Source organism: Actinophytocola algeriensis (genome assembly GCF_014203735.1).
Lineage (GTDB): Bacteria > Actinomycetota > Actinomycetes > Mycobacteriales > Pseudonocardiaceae > Actinophytocola > Actinophytocola algeriensis.
The window spans coordinates 628,367-646,396 of sequence record NZ_JACHJQ010000003.1; the positions used below are offsets into that span (position 1 = coordinate 628,367).

At 70.3% G+C, this 18,030-nt stretch carries 13 protein-coding genes; 8 read left to right on the forward strand and 5 right to left on the reverse strand.

Annotated features, from left to right (window positions below; translation table 11 throughout):
- Positions 1–47: 47 nt before the first annotated feature.
- Positions 48–398, reverse strand: a complete 351-nt coding sequence (locus FHR82_RS15300) for a metallopeptidase family protein (protein ID WP_184811037.1) — start codon at positions 396–398, stop codon at positions 48–50.
- A 1-nt stretch (position 399) separates the two neighbouring features.
- Positions 400–1,353 (reverse strand): septum formation family protein, encoded by a 954-nt coding sequence (locus tag FHR82_RS15305; protein ID WP_225944023.1) that lies wholly within the window; start codon positions 1,351–1,353, stop codon positions 400–402.
- Positions 1,354–1,439: 86 nt separating this feature from the next.
- On the opposite strand from FHR82_RS15305, the gene serS reads away from it, so the two are divergent.
- Positions 1,440–2,699 (forward strand): serine--tRNA ligase, encoded by a 1,260-nt coding sequence (gene serS / locus FHR82_RS15310; RefSeq protein ID WP_184811039.1) that lies wholly within the window; start codon positions 1,440–1,442, stop codon positions 2,697–2,699.
- Positions 2,700–3,126: 427 nt separating this feature from the next.
- On the opposite strand, the gene FHR82_RS15315 is transcribed toward serS, so the two are convergent.
- Positions 3,127–5,232 (reverse strand): acyltransferase family protein, encoded by a 2,106-nt coding sequence (locus tag FHR82_RS15315; RefSeq protein ID WP_184811040.1) that lies wholly within the window; start codon positions 5,230–5,232, stop codon positions 3,127–3,129.
- Positions 5,233–5,327: 95 nt separating this feature from the next.
- Entirely contained in the window at positions 5,328–6,506 is a 1,179-nt protein-coding gene (gene lhgD, locus FHR82_RS15320; RefSeq protein WP_184811041.1) for an L-2-hydroxyglutarate dehydrogenase, read from the reverse strand.
- Positions 6,507–6,617: 111 nt separating this feature from the next.
- Between lhgD and FHR82_RS15325 the strand changes: the two genes are divergently transcribed.
- The 6 genes from FHR82_RS15325 to FHR82_RS15350 all read left to right on the forward strand — a co-directional run bounded on the left by FHR82_RS15325 (position 6,618) and on the right by FHR82_RS15350 (position 12,866).
- Positions 6,618–7,412 carry an LPXTG cell wall anchor domain-containing protein gene (locus FHR82_RS15325; RefSeq protein ID WP_184811042.1) on the forward strand — a complete coding sequence of 265 codons (795 nt, stop codon included), beginning with the start codon at positions 6,618–6,620 and terminating at the stop codon, positions 7,410–7,412.
- A gap of 168 nt (positions 7,413–7,580) precedes the next feature.
- Positions 7,581–9,458, forward strand: coding sequence for a DUF6541 family protein (locus FHR82_RS15330; protein WP_184811043.1), 1,878 nt, complete (start codon positions 7,581–7,583; stop codon positions 9,456–9,458).
- A gap of 36 nt (positions 9,459–9,494) precedes the next feature.
- Positions 9,495–10,826, forward strand: a complete 1,332-nt coding sequence (locus FHR82_RS15335) for a polysaccharide biosynthesis protein (RefSeq protein ID WP_184811044.1) — start codon at positions 9,495–9,497, stop codon at positions 10,824–10,826.
- Between the two features lie 11 nt (positions 10,827–10,837).
- Complete coding sequence (locus tag FHR82_RS15340; RefSeq protein ID WP_311771094.1) at positions 10,838–11,617, forward strand: glycosyltransferase family 2 protein; 780 nt, start codon at positions 10,838–10,840, stop codon at positions 11,615–11,617.
- Positions 11,614–11,982: a DUF2304 domain-containing protein gene (locus tag FHR82_RS15345; protein WP_184811045.1), complete on the forward strand. Its 369-nt coding sequence runs from the start codon at positions 11,614–11,616 to the stop codon at positions 11,980–11,982. The genes FHR82_RS15340 and FHR82_RS15345 overlap by 4 nt, the downstream gene beginning before the upstream one ends.
- A complete protein-coding gene (locus tag FHR82_RS15350) occupies positions 11,982–12,866 on the forward strand; it encodes a glycosyltransferase family 2 protein (RefSeq protein ID WP_184811046.1) in 885 nt (294 codons plus the stop codon). Before FHR82_RS15345 ends, FHR82_RS15350 begins: the two co-directional genes overlap by 1 nt.
- Positions 12,867–12,929: 63 nt before the next feature.
- On the opposite strand, the gene FHR82_RS15355 is transcribed toward FHR82_RS15350, so the two are convergent.
- Positions 12,930–14,933, reverse strand: a complete 2,004-nt coding sequence (locus FHR82_RS15355; protein ID WP_184811047.1) for a DUF6541 family protein — start codon at positions 14,931–14,933, stop codon at positions 12,930–12,932.
- Between the two features lie 294 nt (positions 14,934–15,227).
- On the opposite strand from FHR82_RS15355, the gene FHR82_RS15360 reads away from it, so the two are divergent.
- Positions 15,228–18,026 carry a PQQ-dependent sugar dehydrogenase gene (locus FHR82_RS15360; RefSeq protein WP_184811048.1) on the forward strand — a complete coding sequence of 933 codons (2,799 nt, stop codon included), beginning with the start codon at positions 15,228–15,230 and terminating at the stop codon, positions 18,024–18,026.
- Positions 18,027–18,030: the final 4 nt, after the last annotated feature.

The window sequence follows — 18,030 nt, forward strand, 5'->3', positions numbered from 1 at the left end:
CTTGACAGTGTTGGGTGACAGTGTCAAGCTGTCAGTGTCAGAAAACGTCAACCCCAGCCGAGCTCGTGCAACCGGGCATCGTCGATACCGAAATGGTGGGCAATCTCGTGAACGACCGTGATGGCGACTTCCTCGACCACGTCATCCTCGTCCCGGCAGATGTCGAGGATGGCCTCGCGGTAGATGGTGATCGTGTCCGGCAGCACGCCCCCGTACTGCGACGTGCGCTCGGTCAGCGCCACGCCGTGGTAGAGGCCGAGGAGCGTGGGGTTCTCGGGGTTGCGGTCCTCGACGAGGATCACCACGTTGTCCATGGCCCGCGCGAACTCTTCGGGGATGAGGTCGAGCGCGTCGCCGACCAGCTCCTCGAAGCGCTGGCGGGTCATGGCGAACGCCACGTCAGCCGCCCGGCTTCGGGCTGCTCGGCGGCGCCGAGCTCACGGGCTGGGCCTTCACGCTGCCGCGCACCGGCCGCAGCGTCTGGTCCGGCTCGAGCGCGCCGACCTTGCAGTCGATCTTCCTGGAACCCGCGTCCCAGCTCTCCTTCTTCAGCGTGTCCGAGTAGAGGGACAGGCCGAGCGCGGCCAGGTCCTTGTCACCCGTGTACTGGTTCGCCACCGGCGGGCACAGGTCCACGGTCTTCTCGAGCTGCAGCGCCTCGGTCGGGTACTCGGCGGGGAACGTCTTCGACAGGTCGATGCTGCCGACGACCTCGTAGGAGTGCTCCTTCGAGCAGTCCACCGGATCGCCGACCTCTTTCTTGTTCACGAGGGCGAAGCAGGTGCCGGGGTCGTGCACATTGGACTGGTCCTGCTCGGCGGCGCTCCCCGTGGTGGGCAGGAGACGCTTGCCGGACGGGGTCACCCGCTGCAGGCCACAGCGCAGCTTGCGGTCGCCGTCACGCCACTGGTCGGCGTTGGGCTTCAGCGCACCGACCGTGTACTTGCCGAACGGGTCGAGCTTGCCGCCCAGGTACTTGGCCCCCACGGCCGTGCACTTCTCCGTCACGATCTGCTGCCAGCCCTCGGCGTTCGGCGGCGGCGCGCTGCCGGGGTAGTCCTTGCCGATGTCGACGTTCTCCGTCACCTCGAAGGTGTGTGGTTTCGAGCACGGGACGCGGCGCATGTTCTGCGGTGCGTCGTTCGGCCAGTCCAGGCAGGTGCCGCTGGGCGAGTCGAACGCCGCGGCTGCCTCCTCGGCGGCGGTGTCCGCCGCGCCCTTCACCGACACCGGCCATGAGAACAGCATGCTCATGCTGAGTACGGCCAGCGCCCCGACGAAGGCGCCCGCCATCACCAACCGTGTTTTGAGCGTGCTCCTCCGGGAGCGCGACAACCCGACGCGTGCAGACATCGCGTCCATGATGCCAGCGTTACGCACGGTGGTAGGGACCGAATCGACTTGCGGGTCAAAAGTAGGCGGCGGATACGCTCCGGGCTGTGATCGACCTGAGGACGTTGCGTGAGGACCCGGAGGCGGTGCGTGCTTCTCAGCGCGCCCGCGGCGAGGACGAGGCGCTGGTGGACGCGCTGTTGTCCGCGGACGAACGGCGACGCTCCGCGGTCGCCGCCGCGGACACGTTGCGCGCTGAGCAGAAGCAGCTGGGCAAGCAGGTAGGCCTGGCTCGGGGTGAGGAGCGTGACGCGCTTCTCACCAAGGGCAAGCAGCTGGCGGCCGACGTGCGTGCGGCGGAGGCGGCGCAGTCGGCGGCCGAGGACGAGCTGGCGAAGCTGCACGTGGCGGTGCCGAACGTGGTGCACCCGGACGCGCCGGCGGGCGGCGAGGACGACTACGTGGTGCTTAAGGAGGTCGGCACGCCGCCGGAGTTCGACTTCGAGCCCGTCGACCACCTCGACCTCGGGGTCCGGCTCGGGGCGCTGGACATCGAGCGCGGCGCGAAGGTGTCCGGGTCGCGGTTCTACTTCCTGACCGGGGTCGGCGCGCAGCTGCAGCTCGCGCTGCTGAACCTGGCGGCTGCGCAGGCGACCGCGAACGGGTTCACGCTGATGATCCCGCCCGTGCTGGTGCGGCCGGAGATCATGGCGGGAACGGGCTTCCTCGGCGCGCACGCGAGCGAGGTCTACCGGCTTGCCGACGACGACCTTTACCTGGTGGGGACGTCGGAGGTGCCGCTGGCGGGGTACCACTCCGACGAGATCCTTGACCTGTCGGCGGGGCCGAGGCGGTACGCGGGGTGGTCGTCGTGCTTCCGGCGGGAAGCGGGGTCGTACGGCAAGGACACGCGGGGCATCATCCGCGTGCACCAGTTCGACAAGGTCGAGATGTTCGTCTACTGCAGGCCGGAGGACGCGGAGGCGGAACACGCGCGGCTGCTCGCGTGGGAGGAGGAGATGCTCGCGAAGATCGAGGTGCCGTACCGCGTGATCGACGTGGCAGGCGGCGATCTCGGCATGAGCGCGGCACGCAAGTTCGACTGCGAGGCGTGGGTGCCGACACAGGCCCGCTACCGCGAGCTGACGTCGGCGTCCAACTGCACGACGTTCCAGGCCCGCCGCCTCTCGGTGCGCTACCGCGACGAGAACGGCCGGCCCCAGGCGGCGGCGACGTTGAACGGCACGTTGGCGACCACCCGGTGGATCGTGGCGCTGCTGGAGAACCACCAGCAGGCGGATGGCTCGGTGCTGGTTCCTGAGGCGTTGCGCCCGTTCCTCGGGGTGGAGGTTCTGCGGCCGGTGTGATCCGGGGCTGGGCGAGGCGGGCAGGGGAGGCTTGCGGGGGATTGATCGGGCTGCGCGGACTGGGCTGCGCGGGGCCGGGCTGTGCGGGGATCGGGTTGCGCGGGGGTCGGGCTAAGCGAGGTTGGGCAGGGGCGGCCTGGGACGCGCGGGACTGGGAGGCGCGAATCAGGCTGTGCGGGATCGGGCTGGGCATGGCTGGGTTCCGCTGGATCGGGCTCAGCAGGATCGGGGGTGCGCGGGACCGGTTCCCGCAGCTGGGCTGGGCGGATTTGGGGTGCGCGGCGCCGGTTGTGCAGGGGTTGGCTGGTGTGGCGCCGGGTGCCCAGGATCGGGCTGGGCGCGATCGGGGGGTGTAGCGCCGGGTGCGCGGGGCCCGGCTGGGTGACGCTGAGGTGCGCGACCTTGGCTTCGTTGGTGTGGGCGTTGTTCAGCGCAGGCCCGTTGCCTCGGCGATCATGGGTTTCAGGCTGCGGCTGAATTCCAGGTTCATGTGGTCGTTGTCGAAGTAAACGGCCACGTTTCCTACGACTGCGTAGCACTTATGGTCGTCGCAGAAATACTTGGTGAGGTCTACCGCCGTCACGCCTGGGACTTCGGTGGACTTCGCTACTTCGGTCAGTGGGTCTGCCGGGTGGGCTACCTTGCGGTCCACTGCGCACGTGAGGGGGTTCGTGGGGTTCAGTTCCACGCAGTCCTGCGCTCTCACCTCTCGGTTGAGCGGGGGATCTGCCAGGACCACGACCTTCGCGCCGGTGTCTGACCATCGGCGCCAGTACGGCTCCAGGCCGTCCTTGTACTGGGCTGTCTGGGAGCGGTCCGAGCCGTCGTCCGCGTGTTCTTCTCGGGCGAAGAACGACACGAACACCATGGCCGGCTTGTCCGAAGCGACTACCTCCGTCATGTGGGAGGTCCAGTCGGTGCAGGTTCGGCGTTTCTCTTCCGATGCGACTGTCCGGTAGCCGGTGAAGTCGATCTTCGCGAAGGGGCAGGCGCCCAGCAGCGCCAGTTTCAGGACCCAGCGTTGTTCCTTGGCCAGTTCGAACAGTGGGGCCTGCCACTGCTGGGCGTGTGAGTCGCCTACCAGCCACACCGTCTTCGGCTTGGGGTTGCCTTTGCTGTAGTCGCAGATGGAGACCGTCTTGATGTCGCCTGCTTTGTGCTGGTCGATCTGGCGACATTGCTTGGGGGTGTTGTAGTACTGGTTTGCCGGGCCCATCGTCACGATCTTCGCCGGGCCGAGGCGGTCTGCGCACTTGTTCACCATCGCGGGGGCGCCGTGACATGGGGCTTCTTTGTAGGCGCCGACCTCTTGTGTCGCCTGTTCCACATGGCGGTCGTACGTCCAGGCCAGGGCGGCTGATGCCAGGGCGACCACCAGCACGCCCGCGATCATCGCCGTGAACGTCAGTTTGGTGCTGCGCTTTAGCGGGGCGAACGTGATGCCCTTGTCTTCCACCAGCGCCTTCGACAGGTACGCCAGCAGCAGCGACGCGCCCAGCACCGCCAGCAGGTACGGCCACGTCATGCGGCCCGCGTCGAGGACGTCGCCCAGCACGAACGGGGTCAGGAGGATCAGGGGCCAGTGCCACAGGTACAGGGAGTAGCTGATGTTGCCTATCAGCTGGACCGGCGACGACGCCGTCACCGCCGTGTGCCACTGCCTGACCGGCCGCAGGCCGGACATGATGACCAGTGCGGTGCCCACCGTCGGGACCGCCGCCAGGTAGCCCGGGAACGGGGTGTGGTGGTCGTACAGGACCGCCGAGCCGATGATCATCGCGAAGCCCGCCAGGGACGCCGCGCCCGCCGCCGCGCGGGGGAGGGCCAGGCGGTGCGCTGCCAGCGCCACCAGGGCGCCCAGTGCGAACTCCCACACGCGCACCGGGGTGATGAAGTACGCCTCGTTCGGGGACGCCTGCGTGTAGTACACGCTGAACGCGAACGACGCCGCGCCCACCAGCGCGATGCCGACGACCTGAGCGCGGCGGCGACGGACCTTGAACAGCAGCAGCAACAGCAGCGGCCACACCAGGTAGAACTGCTCCTCCACCGACAGTGACCAGTAGTGCTGCACCAGGCTGGCGGCGGTGTTCGCCGCCATGTAGTCCACCGACTTGGCTGCCAGCAGCCAGTTCTCCCAGTACATGGCGCTCGCGGCGGCCTCGTGGGCCGTCGCTTCCCAGCGGGAGTACGGGAGCAGGAAATACGCCGCCGCCACCGACAGGGCCAGCACCAGCAAGGCCGCGGGCAGCAGCCTGCGGATCCGGCGTGCGTAGAACTGGCCCAGTTTGACCCGGCCTGTCCGAATGATCTCTTTGTCGAGGTGGGAGCTGATCAGGAAGCCCGAGATCACGAAGAACACGTCCACGCCGACATAACCGCCGGTCAGCCAGTCGGCGGACAGGTGGTTGAGCACCACCGCCAGCACGGCGACCGCGCGCAGCGCCTGGATGTCGGTCCGGAAACCGGTCGCGCGGGCCGCGTCAGACGGCGGGGCGCCACCGCTCCGGCGCTGCTCGATGACGGTGTCCACTCTCGTCCGATCCCCCAAAGCAGTCGGTGCTCAAAGATCCCCAGCGGGGTAGCGTAACCGACTCTTCTCACGCGCCAGGGGCGCGTTAGGTTGCTTCAGGACGCCTGATCGGCGACGTGTTTCGCGATCTCCAGCGCACACGTCGCGCCAGGTGAGGGTGCGTTCAGCACGTGGACCTGGTGGGGCGCGGATTCGATGATGAAGTCCTGCACGAGCGTCCCGTCCGGCAGCAACGCCTGGGCCCGCACCCCGGAGCCGGCCCGCACCAGGTCCTCCCGTCCCACCGCGGGCACCAGCCGCGCCAGGCTGTTGGCGAACCGGCGCCGCGACAGCGAGCGGACCACCTCGTCGACGGCCGTGCGCGGGTACTTGCGCGCCAGCCGCCAGATGCCGGGGAACCGCGCGACCTCCGCCAGGTCCGCGGCCGAGACGTCCCGCCAGCGGTAGCCCTCGCGGCGCAGCGCGAGCACCGCGTTCGGGCCAGCGTGCACGCTGCCGTCGAGCATGCGCGTCAGGTGCACGCCAAGGAACGGCAGCGTCGGGTCCGGCACCGGGTAGATCAGGCCCCGGACCAGGTGCGCGGACTCGGGTCGCAGCGTGAAGTACTCGCCGCGGAACGGCACGATCCGCACCTTCGGGTTCAGCCCGGCCAGGCGTGCGACCCGGTCGGCGTGCAGGCCAGCGCAGTTGACCAGCACGTCCGCCCGCAGCACCTCGCTGCCCGTCGCGATCTCCACGCCGCCGCTCCGGCCCGCGCGGATGCCCAGCGCAGGCGTCGACAGGCGCAGGTCGGCGCCCGCTTCCGCCAGCAGCCGGACCAGCGCGGCGCACACGGCCGGGAAGTCGATGATGCCGGTGCTCTCCACCCGCAGGGCCGACAGGCAGGCGACCTCGGGTTCACGTTCGTGCGCTTCCGCGGGCTCGATCAGCTTCGCGGGCACGTTGTTGGCCTCGGCGCGGGCCGCCAGCGCGTGCAGGCCGGGCAGCTCCTCCTCGCGGGTGGCGACGACGAGCTTGCCGCATACCTCGACCGGCACACCGTGCTCGCGGGCGAACTCCACGATCGACCGGTTCCCCGCCACCGACATGCGTGCCTTGAACGACCCCGGCGCGTAGTACAGCCCGGCGTGCACGACGTTGGAGTTGTGCCCGGTCTGGTGCCCGGCCCAGTGGTCCTCCTTCTCCAGGACGGTCACCCGGTCGCCGCGCGAGGTCAGCTCCCGCGCGGTCGCCAGGCCGAGGATGCCACCGCCGACCACCACTACGTTTCGCACGGAAAGTAAGCGTACGGCGTGCACACGTCCGTAGGTAACGGACCGATCACGGCGGCAACCGGCGGTGGCCGCCCCGCGGTGTCCGGAGCAACCACGACACCTGGGGGAAGCATGAGAACGCTCATCAGCGCGCTCGCCGCGACCGGTCTGCTGCTCGCGGCGGCGCCCATCGCGACGGCCGACGAGACCACGACCACCACTACGACGCCCACGACAACGACACCGACGACAACGACACCGACGACAACGACACCGACGACAACGACACCGACGACAACGACACCGACGACAACGACACCGACGACAACGCCCACCGCCACAACCACGCCAACCACAACCACGACCACCACGTCGACGACCGAGGAAATCCTCGGCCCCAACGACCTGAGCCTCACCGGCCTGACGTTCGCCCCGGACAAGAAGACCTACCGGCCCGGCGACACCTTCACCGCCACCATGACGGCCCGAGGCGGCGCTCTCCGCGATGGGTGGGGCATCGCCGGGACCTTCCCGGCAGGGCTCACGGTCACCGGCAGTACGGGCCTGGCCGCCGTCGAGACCGGCAAGGGCACGCTCAAGGGCTTCGGCGAGGACAAGCTCGATCCCGGCGCGACCGCCACCGTGACGGTGACGTTCCGCGCGGACGCGGAGACCAGCGGCCCGGTCACGTTCCGGGTGTTCGGTGGTCTGTGGCCGGACGTGAACCCGGACAACGACACCGTGGCCCGCGACGTCGTGGTGGCGAAGGCAACGGCACCAGCACCGCCGAAGCCCGCCCCGCAACCGAAGCTCGCCGACACCGGTGCGTCCTCGGCGGTACCGCTGCTCGCGGGCGGCGTGCTCGTCCTCCTCGGCGGCGGGCTGCTGCTGGCCGTCCGCCGCGGGAACAGCCGCGGGAATACCTGACGGCCCAGGCAACCCGGAGCGATCTCACACGACTTATAGGTACGGCCCGCGCCACATGGCGTCGGGGGACGGCACAGAACTCGTTTCGCGGGCCCGTACCAATGTCGATTCGGCGATGACCCGTGCCCGCGTGGCACGGGTGTTCGTCCTGCGCTCCTGGGGGATCGCGTGAACTGGGTGGAAGTCGCGCCGATCGTGCTCGTCACGGTCGCGTGGTTGTGGTTGCCGGGGCTGCCGGTGACGTATTCGTTGGGGTTGCGGGGAATCGCGGCGGCCGCGACCGCACCGCTGGTGAGCATCGCGGTCGTGGCGGGCACCGCGGTGGCCGCCGAACTGGCCGGAGTGGGGTGGTCGGTGCTGGTACCGCTCGCCGTCTCCGCGGTACTCGCGGCAACAGCGTTCTTCCTGCGACGCAAGGCTTTCGCGCCTGATCCGCGGCGACTGACCATCGTCGCCGCGGTGGGGATGCTGCCCGCGGCACTGCTGGCGACGTTCAGCGTCATGCGTGCGGTCGGCCCGCCGGACAGCCTCTCGCAGGTGTTCGACACGCCGTTCCACTACAACGCGCTCGCCTACATCCGCGACACGCACCAGGCGTCGTCGCTGACGATCGGCTCGCTGGGCAACCCGGACCTGCCGGGCGTGTTCTACCCGGCGGCCTGGCACGACTTCGGCTCGCTCGTGATGATGTCGACCGGCACGTCGATCCCCATCGCCGCCAACGTGGTGTGCGCGGTCGTCACCGTGCTGCTGTGGCCGCTGTCGTGCCTGCTGCTGGCGCGTCAGCTGTTCGGCCGCAACATCGCCGCGCTGGCGATCGCGGGCGTGCTGAGCGTCGCGTTCCCCGGGTTCCCGTGGGACCTGTTCGGGTGGGGCGTGCTGTGGCCCAACCTGTTCGGGATGGCGCTCGCACCGGCGGCGTTCGCGCTCGTGCTGACCGTCACCGGATGGGTGAAGGACGACGCGATCGGCACCCGTCGGGCGTGGGTGCTGCTCGTCTTCGCCGTGGTGGCGGCCGGGTTCGCGCACCCGAACGTGTTGTTCTCACTGGTCGCGCTGTCGCTGTTCCCGGTCGGCGCACGGCTGTTCCTGCGGGCCAGGCAGGGCAGGCGCGGGGTGGTCGAGTGCGTGGTGTTCGCGGTCGTGGTGATCGGCGGCTGGCTGTGGTCGGCGACCTCGCCCGTGTTCGCCAACGCCAGGAACTGGAACTGGAAGGCGATCGAGACGCCGGCGAACGCGGTCGGTGAGGTGCTGCTCAACGCGACCAACCAGCGCGAGGCGCTGTGGCTGCTGTCGGCGGTGGTGGTCGTGGGCATGTGCACGGTGCCGCGGTTCCCCGTCATGCGCTGGGTGCTGGCCGCTCACGCGGTGACCGCCCTGCTGTACGTGCTCGCCGCGGGCCTCAACCGGCCGGACACCCGCCTGTTCACCGGCTACTGGTACAACGACTCGCACCGGCTCGCGGCCATGCTGCCGATCACCGCCGTGCCGCTCGCGATCGCCGGGATCCTCTTCCTCGCCACCAAGCTGCCGAAGGTCAGGCAGCCCGCCATCGTGCTCACCGCGCTGCTGGTCGTCGCGACCGGTGGCCTGTACCCCGCCGACCGGGAGCTCCGGATCCAGGTCACCTACCCGCGCACCGAGGAACACAAGCTGGTCACCGACGACATGCGGGACTTCTACGCGCGGGTCGCCGACGAGATCCCCGAGGACGGCCGCGTGATCGGCAACCCGTTCGACGGCAGCGTGCTGCTGTGGGCGCTCGCGGACCGCGAGGTGCTCTTCCCGCACTTCCTCACCGCGAGCAGCTCCGGGCAGGCCTACCTCGGCAGGCACCTCGAGGACGCGGCGACCGATCCGAGGGTCTGCCGCGAGCTGGACCGCTACGACGTCGGGTACGTCCTGATCGGCAAGGACGAGGCCGACACGGTCCAGGGCCGCTACGGCGGAATCCTCGGTGTCACGGACGCCGAGGGCTTCGAGCTGGTGGACCGTGCGGGGGCCACGCGGCTGTACCGGATCACCGCCTGCGACCGGCACCCGTGACCGGCCGGGGCCGGGACGTTCCGTACGGTTGTCCGCGTGGTCAGCCTGCGTGCACGTCTCGGCCCCGCCATCTACATGGGCGGGGGGCTGGCGCTCGTCGGCGCGGCGGGCTACGGGTTCGTGGCGCTCGCCGGGCACACGCTCGACCCGGCCCACGCGGCCGCCCTCGCCAGCCTCTACCTCATGGTCAACATCATCGGCCCCGGTGTGTTCTCCGCGCTCGAGCAGGAGACCAGCCGGTCGGTGAGCACCGAGGTCGCCGCGGGCCGCCCGACGGGGGTGGTGCTGCGGCACGCGTGGCTCCTCGCGTCCGCGCTGCTGGCCGCGGTGCTCCTGGTGCTGCTGATCGTGTCGCCGGTCCTCACCGACCGGGCGTTCGCCGGGCAGTGGGGGCTGTTCGTGGCCGTGCTGCTGAGCGTGGTCACCTCGGCCGCCGTGTACGTGGTGCGTGGCCTGCTCGGCGGCGTCCAGCGGTTCACCGGCTACTCGGCCACGCTCGCCGCCGAGGGCATCGCCAGGATCCTGCCGTGCGTCGTGATCGCGGCGCTGGGCATGCCGGACTCCACCGGCTACGCGCTGATCTTCGCCGCGGGCTCCGGGTTCGGCGCGGTCGCCGGGCTGTTCTGGCTGCGGCGCGGCGTGCGCGAGCCGGTCGAGCCTGCCGAGCCCACCGGGCCGGTGACCGCGGCGCCGCCGACCGTGAAGAACATGGCGCGGGCGCTGTCGCTGCTGGTGGGCGGCACCGTGCTGATGCTGGTCGTGTCGAACGTGGCGCCGATCGTGGTGACCGGGCGGCTGACCGACGACGCGGTCACGGCCGCCGCGTTCGCGTCGGCCTTCGTGCTCGCCCGCATCCCGCTGTTCCTGTTCGCGCCGGTCCAGGCGATGCTGCTGCCGTCGCTGACCAGGGCGGCCGCCGCGCACGACTTCGCGACGGTGCGGGCCAGGCTCCGGGTGATCATCATGGCGGTGCTCGCCATCGGGCTGCTCGGCGTGCTCGCGTCGTTCACGATCGGGCCGTGGGCCGTGCAGGTGCTGTTCGGCGCCGAGGTGCGCCTGTCGGCCGTGGTCGTCGGCCTGCTCGGGGTCAGCACGGTCGGGCTGATGACCGCGATGGTGCTGCAGCCGGGGCTCATCGCGCTGGGTGCGCACAAGTCGGTGACCATCGCGTGGCTCGCGGGCACGGTGGTGCTGGTCGCGCTGCTCGCGCTGCCCGGTGACCCCATCCGGGCCGGGGTGGCGGCGCAGCTCGCCGGTGCCGCACTCGTGGTGGTGATCATGCTCCGCGCGCTGTCGACGGCGCTGCGCGGCGGGGCCCAACCCGCGGCGGCGACAGCCGGTACCGGAGTCGCCACGACACCCGGCTAGTCTTGTCACCCGTGTCAAGCAAGGTGCCTGCGGCCCGCGCGATCATCGTTGTTCCCGCCTGGAACGAGCAGCTGACGGTGGGTGAGACGGTGCGGGAGATCCGCGCCGCGACGCCCGACCTCCCGGTGCTGGTCGTGAGCGACGGGTCGACCGACCGGACCGCCGACGTGGCCCGCGACGCGGGCGCCCTCGTGCTGGAACTTCCCTTCAACCTCGGTGTCGGCGGGGCGATGCGGGCCGGGTTCCGCTACGCCGTCCGCCACGGCTACGACGCCGCCGTCCAGGTGGACGCGGACGGGCAGCACGACCCGAAGGAAGTACCGGTGCTGCTGGAGAAGCTCGCCGAGTACGACATCGTGATCGGTGCCCGGTTCTCCGACGGCGACGACACCTACAAGGTCAAGGGCCCCCGCAAGTGGGCCATGGTCGTGCTGTCGAAGGTGCTGTCCAAGCTCGCGAAGACCAAGCTCACGGACGCCACGTCCGGGTTCAAGGCGACCGGTGGCCGTGCGCTGCCGGTGTTCGCCGAGCACTACCCGGTGGAGTACCTGGGTGACACCGTCGAATCGCTGGTGATCGCGCTGCGTGCCGGCTGCAAGGTCACGCAGGTGTCCGCGCACATGCGCCCCCGGCGCGGCGGCACCCCCAGCCACCGGCCGATCAAGTCCATGATCTACCTCTTCCGCGCGGGCTTCGCCCTGCTGCTCGCCCTCATCCGCCGGTACGACACGGCGGCCGAGGTCGACCAGAAGCAGGCGCGTCCCGCGGTGAAGGAAGGCGTCACGCGATGAGCAACACCTACCTGGTCGCCCTGGTCGGCAGCATCCTGGTGCTCGCGGGCATCGTGGAGCTGCTCCGCCGCCGTCAGCTCGGCGAGAAGTACGCGGTGCTGTGGCTCGTCGTCGGCATCCTGCTGCTGATCTTCACGGTGTTCCCCGGCCTGCTGACCGGGATCGCGAGCGGTCTCGGCGTCGCGGTGCCGACCAACCTCATGTTCTTCGTGGGGATCCTGTTCCTCGTCGGCGTGGTGCTGCACCTGTCGTGGGAGGTGTCCAGGCTCGAGAACGAGACCCGCAAGCTCGCCGAGGACCAGGCCATCCTGCGGCTCGAGGTCGAGCAGCTGCAGCGCGACAAGCAGGAGAACGTGACCGACTGATGGCAGACGTCGACATCATGATGCCGTTCTACGGCGACGTCCCGATGATGCAGGCGGCCGTCCGCAGCGTCATGGCGCAGGACGACCCGCGCTGGCGGCTCACGGTCGTCGACGACGACAGCAACCCCGCCGTGCCGGAGTGGTTCGCGACCATCGACGACGAGCGGGTGCGGTACGTCAAGAACCCGGAGAACCTGGGCCTGACCGGCAACTTCAACCGCTGCCTCGAGCTGGTCGAGCACGAGTTGTGGACCCTCATCGGCTGCGACGACCTGATGCTGCCGAACTACGTCGGCACCGTGCAGGGCGTGTACGCCGACCACCCCGACGTGGGCATCATCCAGCCCGGCGTGCGGGTGATCGATGGCGACGGGAACGAGTCGAAGACCCTGGTCGACGAGGCCAAGCGCCGGATCTACGCGCCGAAGTTCGACCGCCGCGTCGCGCTGACCGGCGAGGCGCTGGCGGTCAGCCTGCTGCGTGGGGACTGGCTGTACTTCCCGTCGATCTGCTGGCGCACCGAGGTGGTCAAGGGGCTGCGGTTCCGGCCGGAGCTGAAGGTCATCCAGGACCTGGCACTGCTGATCGAGGTGGTCCAGCGCGGCGCGAAGCTCGTCGCCGACCGCACCGTGGCCTTCGAGTACCGCCGCCACGACGCGTCGGAGTCGTCGGCGACGGCGTTCGACGGCTCCCGCTTCACCGAGGCGGGCGAGTTCTTCAACGACGTGGCCGACAGGATGGCCGCCCACGGCTGGCACCGGGCCGCGCGCGTGGCGCGGCTGCACCTGTCGTCGCGGATCTTCGCGCTCACCAAGCTGCCGCAGGCGGTCAAGGCACGCAACGGCGTGCAGCCACTGGTCAGGCACGCTTTCGGCCGAGCCTGACACCGATGCCCTGAAAGACGCTTTCGGGGGCGTTGAATGCCCCGAAAGCGTCCGTCACGGCATTCAGCCGTCCGAGTCGCTGCTCGGGATGTCGCAGGCGGTGATGCGGTACAGCTTGCTGTCGCCGTCCGTGTCGACCAGTTCGAAGCCCGGCGCCGAGCCCGGGTCGTCCAGGCCGCTGTAGTACTCCCACTTGATGTCGGACGTGCGGAACTCGCCGCCGCCGACCAGCAGGAACTCGATGCCGAGGTCCTCGACCGCGTCGCAGACCTCCGGGTCGCTGGCCACCTCGTCCAGGTGGCCGGCGACGAGGTCCTGCTCGGGGCTCTGCGTGCTGCGGAAGTGCGGGAACAGCACCTGCCGGTCCGCGAGGGTCCACAGCATGGCGCTTCCGTTGAACGGGTTGCCCGCGACCAGGGCGTCGTCCGGGATCTCGTCCTTGATCCGCTGGAAGAACTCCTGCGTCTCCGAGTTCACGAGCTGCGCCGGGTAGGGCACGGCGTACCCGGCGGTGACGCGGACCTCGCGGTCCTTCGGGTACAGGCCACCGGTCACCACGACGAGCGCGGCGGCGAGCGTGACGATCAGCGTGGTCGACGACGTCGTCGCGATCCTGGCGCGCCAGCCGGTGGGGGCTTCCGCGCCCTCGGCGCTGCGGGCCAGCAGCTTCGCGGCGATGAACAGGATGCCGCCGACCGCGAGCGGGACGGCCGTGATCGGCAGCATGGCCGCGAGGCGGTGCGAGTCGTTGTACCAGTAGCCGGTGAACTTCTTGGTGTCCGGCCGGTTGATGGCGGCGGTCAGCACGTACAGGAACGTGGTGGCGACGTGCCCGGCCACGATCAGCCGCAGGATCGGCCACTCGCGGCGCGCGGCGAACACGCCGACGATCACCACGATCGACAGGATCCACAGCGCCTCGTGCCGGTGCGTGGCGTTCAGCAGCACGTCGCCGACCGCGTTCGCGGGGGTCTCGAACGGCGGCCAGTACTGGTCACGCGTGTTGGCGAACGCGGGCGTCGTGGCCGTGTACCACCACACCAGGCCGGCGAACAGGACCGCGGCGACCACCTCGACGATCCCGCGGACCGTCTTGCCCGCCTTGTGCAGCTCCCACGCGCGGGCACCGAGCCGGGCGCCGATCGGGAACAGTGCCAGCACGCCGACGGAGAACAGCACGTTCGGGTGCGTGAGCCCCGCCGCGACGACCGCGACCACCGCGGCGAGCCAGCCGCGGCCCACACCGATCGCGTCGTCGGCGACCCAGCGGGTCACCGTGAACACGATCGCGAGCGCCGCGGGTGCGAACGCCATGCCGAGCAGGTTCGGCCACAGCACGCCGAATCCGAGCAGGTCCCACGGGAACGCGGCGAAGCCGAGGCTCAGCGTGCCGGTGATGGCGAGCGCGCCGACGTGGCGGCCGAACAGCTGGCGGGCCAGCAGCAGGCAGGACAGCGGCCACACGATGATCGTGGCGACCACGGTCACGAGGTTCGCGGCCACCGGGATCGAGCTGCCGGTCGACAGCATCACGAGCGAGCCGAGGTCGTGCCACGCCGCCGGGTAGAACACGCCGGGGACCTCGGGGTTGCCGAGCGTCGAGAGCGTCAGCGACGACGCCTGGTGCGAGTCCTGGATGTAGGCGAGCGCGTTGTAGTGGAACAGCGCGTCGTAGGTCTGGTTGAGCACGTCCGGCGCGTGGATCGCCATGACGATCGTGATCATCCCGAGCACCATGCCGGGCAGCAGGCCGACGAATCCGGCGACGGACACCGCCCTCGGGTCCGGCTCGGCGGCGAAGATCCGGCGCCGTCGCAGCAGGAATCCGACCACGCCGGCGACCGCCACGACCACGACGCACACGACGAGCACAGCGAGCGCACTCCAGTCGATGCCCGCCATCTCGAGGACGACGGCCGTCGACGCGATGATCGCGAGGCTCGTCATCGGTGCGAGCCCCCATGCGGCGATGCCGCGGAGGCCGACCAGGTAGCTGATCGCCACACCGGGTACGAGCAGCCATGCCGCGGTGACCAGCAGGGCGGGCACGGCTTCGAACCAGTTCATCGCGGGCGCAACCTCGTCTACTCGCGGGGATCCCAGCGTTGGGGCGGGCTGATTCTAGGAAGCCGGACGAATGTGGCGTCGGTCACCCATTGCGTCGCTCGGAGGGCACGCTCCCACGTGGTCACTCTCCGCACGAAACGTCCCGCTAATTCCGCATAACGAACCTGTATGGATGAAACGTCATCACCCGTATGGGCGATAGGCCGCACGAATAGCATCCGTCGGTCGCACAGGCCGTCGAACACCCGGGGGACGGCCATGGCCAGAAGAATCCGACCTGCGTTACGTCGTGCCGTGTTGCTGCCGGCGCTCGCCGTGGTCGCCGCGACGCTCACCGTCCTGCCTGCCGCCGCGCCCGCCGCGGCCGCGCCCAGGCTCGAGGACGGGTTCGTCCTCCGCGACATCGAGACCGGCCTCGCGGGCATCTCCGGCGGCAAACTCGGCGACGGCCTCACCGACTTCGCCTACCTGCCCGACGAGTCCATCCTGGTCGCCGGCAAGTACGGCAAGGTCATGTGGCTGCCGCGCACCGGGGCGCCGAAGCAGATCGCGGACATCCCGACCAACGGGTCGGGCGACCTCGGCCTCAACGGGCTCGCGGTGGCACCCGACTACGCGACCAGCAAGGCGATCTACACCGCCCGCGCGGTCAACGCGACCGGCACGGGCACCGGCGCGAACGGCGTGCTGCGGGTCAGCCGCTGGACCGTCACCACCGACGCGGCGGGCAACCCGGCAGGCCTGACGAACGAGCAGACGGTCATCCAGACCTTCGCCGACTTCTACATCCACGGTCTCTCCGGCATCGTCGCCGCACCCGACGGCACCGTGTGGGCGTCCATCGGCGACAACGCGAACTACGTCGGCGTCCCGCGTGAGGCGCTGCGCGCGATCGACCCGAACGACCTGCACGGCAAGCTGATCCACGTCAACCCGGACGGCACGGGCGTGCCGACCAACCCGTACTACGACCCGGCGAACCCGCGTTCGCCGCGCAGCCAGATCTTCGCGAGCGGCTTCCGCAGCCCGTTCCGGATCAGCCTCGAACCGGGCACCGGCCGCCCGCTCCTCGGTGACGTCGGCAACGGCGCCATCGAGGAGATCAACATCGTCGCGGCGGGCAACAACTACGGCTGGCCGTGCTGGGAAGGCAACGTGAAGACCGCGTGGAGCAACACGTACGCGGAGTGCGCGAACGTCTCGTCGGCGCAGCCGGTCTACTCCTACCCGCACGTCGGTGGCAGCAGCGTCACCGGCGGCGTGGTCTACACGGGACACACCTACCCGGACGCCTACCACGGCAAGTACTTCTTCGGTGACTACGCCGACCGCGTCATGTGGACGATGAAGTGGGACGAGCGCGGCGAGCTCACCACGGCGCCCGAGACAGGCGGCTTCGGCGGCGAGATCGGCGCGCCGGTCAAGTTCGGCACCGTGCCCACCGGCGGCGACATCATCTACGCCGACATCGCGTCCGGGAAGCTGCGCCGGATCGTCTACGCCCCTGGCAACGTGCCGCCGGACCCGGTGATCAGGTCCACGGTGGACCCGGCGACCCGCACTGTCGCGTTCGACGCCCGCGAGTCCACCGACCCCAACGGCGACCCGCTGACGTACACGTGGGACTTCGGCGACGGCCAGACCGGCACCGGTGAGACGGCGAGCCACACCTACGCGGCGGGCCAGGAGAGCTTCGAGGTCACGCTCACCGCACGCGACCCGGGCGGCGCGACCGCGACGAAGAGCGCCACCGTCCACCCGAGCAACCACCCGCCGGTCCTGTCGCTGCAGGCACCGGACCCGGACGTGACGTTCGAGGTCGGCGACCAGATCGCCGCCGACGCGACCGCGACCGACGCGGAGGACGGTGAGCTCGCCGTCGGCTGGGAGACCCAGATCGTCCACTGCGCCGCGCCCGCCGACTGCCACCTGCACCCGGGCGCGCGGCAGGACGGTCCGCGGTTCCGGCTCACGTTCGACGGGCACCCCGGCGACAGCAGGCTCGAGGTCACCGCGGTCGCGGTCGACTCGAAGGGCGCGGCCACGACGAGCACGTTCACGGTCCGCCCGAAGCAGCGCCGCGTCACGATCAACAGCACGGCCGCTGCCGACTTCACGATCGGTCAGGAGAACCTGTCGTCCGGGCTGTTCACGGTCGGCACGCCGCTCACGATCATCGCGCCGGAGCGGTCGCTCGACGGCATCGCCACCTTCGGCCAGTGGGCGGAGGGCAGCACGAACCGCGTCCGCGAGGTCGTCCTGCCCGACGCCGACCAGGTGTACGAGGTCCTCTACGCCACCCCGATCGACCAGCGGTACGACTCGGACGCCGCGCTGCGCACCGCGCTCGGCACGCCGACCGACGTCGAGCAGGGTGACACGAAGGTCCGCTGGCGCAACTACCAGCGCGGCCGCCTGTACTGGTCGCCGACCACGGGCGTGCACGTGATGGCCGGCGCCGTGCTGGCGAAGTACCTGGCGATGGGCGGGCACGTCTCGCTCGGCCTGCCCACCACCGACGAGCTGGCGGGCGCGGGCGGCGGCCGCTACCAGCTGCTGGACCGCAACCAGGGCCTCTACTGGCTCCCGGCCACTGGCGCGCACCTGGTGGTCGGCGCGATCCACACCCGCTACCGCGCGATCGGCGCGGAGGGCTCGGCGCTCGGCTACCCGACCACCGACGAGGGCGGCGCCCCGGCAGGCCGGTTCAACCACTTCCAGCGCGGCTCCGTCTACTGGACGCCCAAGTACGGCGCGTGGGAGCTGTTCGGCGCGATCCTCGGCCGCTGGAACGCGCTCGGCGGCGCGACCGGCCTCGGCTTCCCGACCGGCGGCGAGACCAGCACCCAGGGCAACACCGGCCGGTACCAGCACTTCGAGCGCGGCACGGTCCTGTGGTCGGGCGCCACCGGCGCGTGGGAGGTCCTCGGGGCCATCCGCACCCGCTACTTCGCGCTCGGCTGGGAGCGGTCCTACCTCGGCTTCCCGAAGAGCGGCGAGTACGGCGTGACCGGCGGCCGCCGCTCGGACTTCCAGGGCGGCTACATCTTCTACGAATCGGCTACGGGCCGGGTCACCGACCGGCCGTACTGAAGGG